The organism is Thauera aminoaromatica S2, from assembly GCF_000310185.1.
GTDB classification, from domain to species: Bacteria; Pseudomonadota; Gammaproteobacteria; order Burkholderiales; family Rhodocyclaceae; genus Thauera; species Thauera aminoaromatica.
The window spans coordinates 1-2,386 of sequence record NZ_AMXD01000249.1 but is presented as its reverse complement, the minus strand read 5'-3'; the positions used below and the strand labels follow the sequence as shown (position 1 = coordinate 2,386).

Here is a 2,386-nt window from a genome sequence, read left to right as displayed (position 1 = left end):
CCCGCCACAGCTGCCGGAGATCGGCTTGCGCCCGAAAAGGACGCCAACCGCCATGGCCAGGATCACGAGGCCGACGACGAGCAGGGTGATCAGAAAAGTGTTCATGGTTTGCAGCTTATCGGGTTGCGGATGCACGGACATCCGATCGGGTGGACAATAACGCGGGCTGCCGGGTTCTGGCCATGGGGCCGTTCGAGCACGCGCGCCGGATCGACGCAAGTCGCGCGCGGGCGGCTCACATGCGCAGCACGCCGCCCGGGAGTTCCCCCGCGGCTTCGAGGCGGGTCACTGTAGGCAGGAGGTCGAGTCCGGTCTCGGCCTTGAGCTGGCGGGCGCGTTCGCGCAGTTCCTCGACGCTGCGTTCGATCGGCTCGCCGGCCGCGCCGAAGGCGACCACGTTGCCGCTGTCGCAGGACGGAAAGGCGAGCGCGCGGTCATCGAAGGCGCGCACGATGCGCTGCAGGCTGGCCTTGTAGCCACGCGCGCGGCCGAAGAGGTTCACCGCCATGATGCCGCGCGCCGACAAGCGCGCACGCACGGCCTGGTGGAAGGGCTCGGTGTCGAGCACGCCGGCGCGCGCATTGCGGTCGAAGCCATCGACCAGCACGTAGTCCCAGGTCTCGTCGTGCTCGAGCACGAACTGGGCGCCGCAGCCGAGGTGCACCGAGAAGCGCGCATCCTCCGTCGGCAGCTTGAAAAACTGGCGTGCCGCGGCCACCACCGCGGGAGCGATCTCGACCACGCGGATCCTGGCCTGCGGCAGGTGGTGATGCACGAAGCGCGCCAGCGAGGCCGCGCCGAGGCCGATGATCAGCACCTTGCGCGGCCAGTGCCCGCCGTCGGCGGCAAGGCCGTCGCGCAGCAGCAGGCCGGCCATCATCTCGCGGGTGTAGGCGAGTTCCAGTGCGTACGGCTTGCGGATGCGCATCGCGCCCTGGATCCAGTCGGAGCCGAAGTGCAGGTAGCGCACGCCGGCTTCTTCGGAGATGTCGATCGGCGGGTTCATGTGTTGCGGTCTCCGGCCAGGCGCTTGAGGGCGTAGAGGCGTTCCAGCGCCTCGCGCGGGCTCAGTGCATCGGGGTCGATGTCGGCGAGCGCGCTGAGCACCGGGTGCGACAGCGGCGCGTCCTCCGGCTCGGGCAGGGCGGCGAAGAGGTCGGCCTGCGGGCCGGCGTCGATCTCGCGGTTCTCCAGCGCGCGCAGCCGGCGCTTGGCGTCGCGGATCACCGCGGCCGGGATGCCGGCGAGCGCGGCGACCTCGATGCCGTAGCTCTGGCTCGCCGGGCCTTCCTCGAGCGCGTGCAGGAAGACGATGCGGTGGCCGTGCTCGACCGCGTCCAGATGCACGTTGGCGCACTCGGGATAGTCGGCGTTGAGCCGGGTGAGCTCGAAATAATGCGTGGCGAACAGTGTCAGCGCGCGCGACTTCTCCAGCAGGTGGCGGGCGATCGCGAACGCGAGCGCGAGGCCGTCGAAGGTCGAGGTGCCGCGGCCGATCTCGTCCATCAGCACCAGGCTGCGCTCGGTGGCGCCGTGCAGGATGGCGGCGGCCTCGGTCATCTCGACCATGAAGGTCGAGCGCCCCGAGGCGAGGTCGTCGGAGGCGCCGATGCGAGTGAAGATGGCGTCGAGCGGGCCGAGCTCGACGGCATCCGCCGGCACGAAGCTGCCGACATGGGCGAGCAGGCAGATCAGCGCGACCTGGCGCATGAAGGTCGATTTGCCGCCCATGTTGGGGCCGGTGATCATCAGCATGCGGCGCGTGGCGGCCAGGCGGGCGTCGTTGCGGATGAAGCTCTCGACCTGGCGCTCGACCACCGGATGGCGGCCGCCTGTAATGGTGAGCCCGGGTGTCTCCAGGAAGCGTGGCTGTACGTAGCCGTAACGCAGCGCGGCCTCGGCCAGCGCGGCGAGGCCGTCGAGCAGGGCCAGCGCGCGCGCGATGCGCTGCAGCGCCGGGATGTGGGCGGCGAGCACCTCGAGCACCTGGTCGTAGAGCGTCTTCTCGCGCGCCAGCGCACGCTCGTTGGCCGACAGCGCCTTGTCCTCGAAGGCCTTGAGCTCGGGCGTGATGTAGCGCTCGGCGTTCTTCAGCGTCTGGCGGCGGCGGTAGTCGTCGGGCACCTTGTCGGCGTTGGCGCGGCTGACCTCGATGTAGAAGCCGTGCACCTTGTTGAACTCGACCTTGAGCCCGGGGATGCCGCTGCGCTCGCGCTCGCGGGTCTCCAGCGCCATGAGGAATTCGCCGCAATTGGTCTGGATACCGCGCAGTTCGTCGAGCTCGGTGTCAAAGCCGGGGGCGATCACGCCGCCGTCGCGCACCATGGCGGCGGGCTCGGCGGCGATGGCTTGCTGCAGCAGGGCGAGCGGCTCGGGGGCGATGGGG

At 70.1% G+C, this 2,386-nt stretch carries 2 protein-coding genes; both read right to left on the bottom strand.

Annotation, left to right across the window (positions count from 1 at the left end):
• Window positions 1–235 precede the first annotated feature (235 nt).
• Window positions 236–1,006 carry a fused MFS/spermidine synthase gene (locus tag C665_RS19265; protein ID WP_004328146.1) on the bottom strand — a complete coding sequence of 257 codons (771 nt, stop codon included), beginning with the start codon at window positions 1,004–1,006 and terminating at the stop codon, window positions 236–238.
• On the bottom strand, window positions 1,003–2,386 hold a 1,384-nt coding region (mutS, locus tag C665_RS19260; RefSeq protein WP_004328144.1), incomplete at its 5' end, for a DNA mismatch repair protein MutS. The genes C665_RS19265 and mutS, both read right to left, overlap by 4 nt.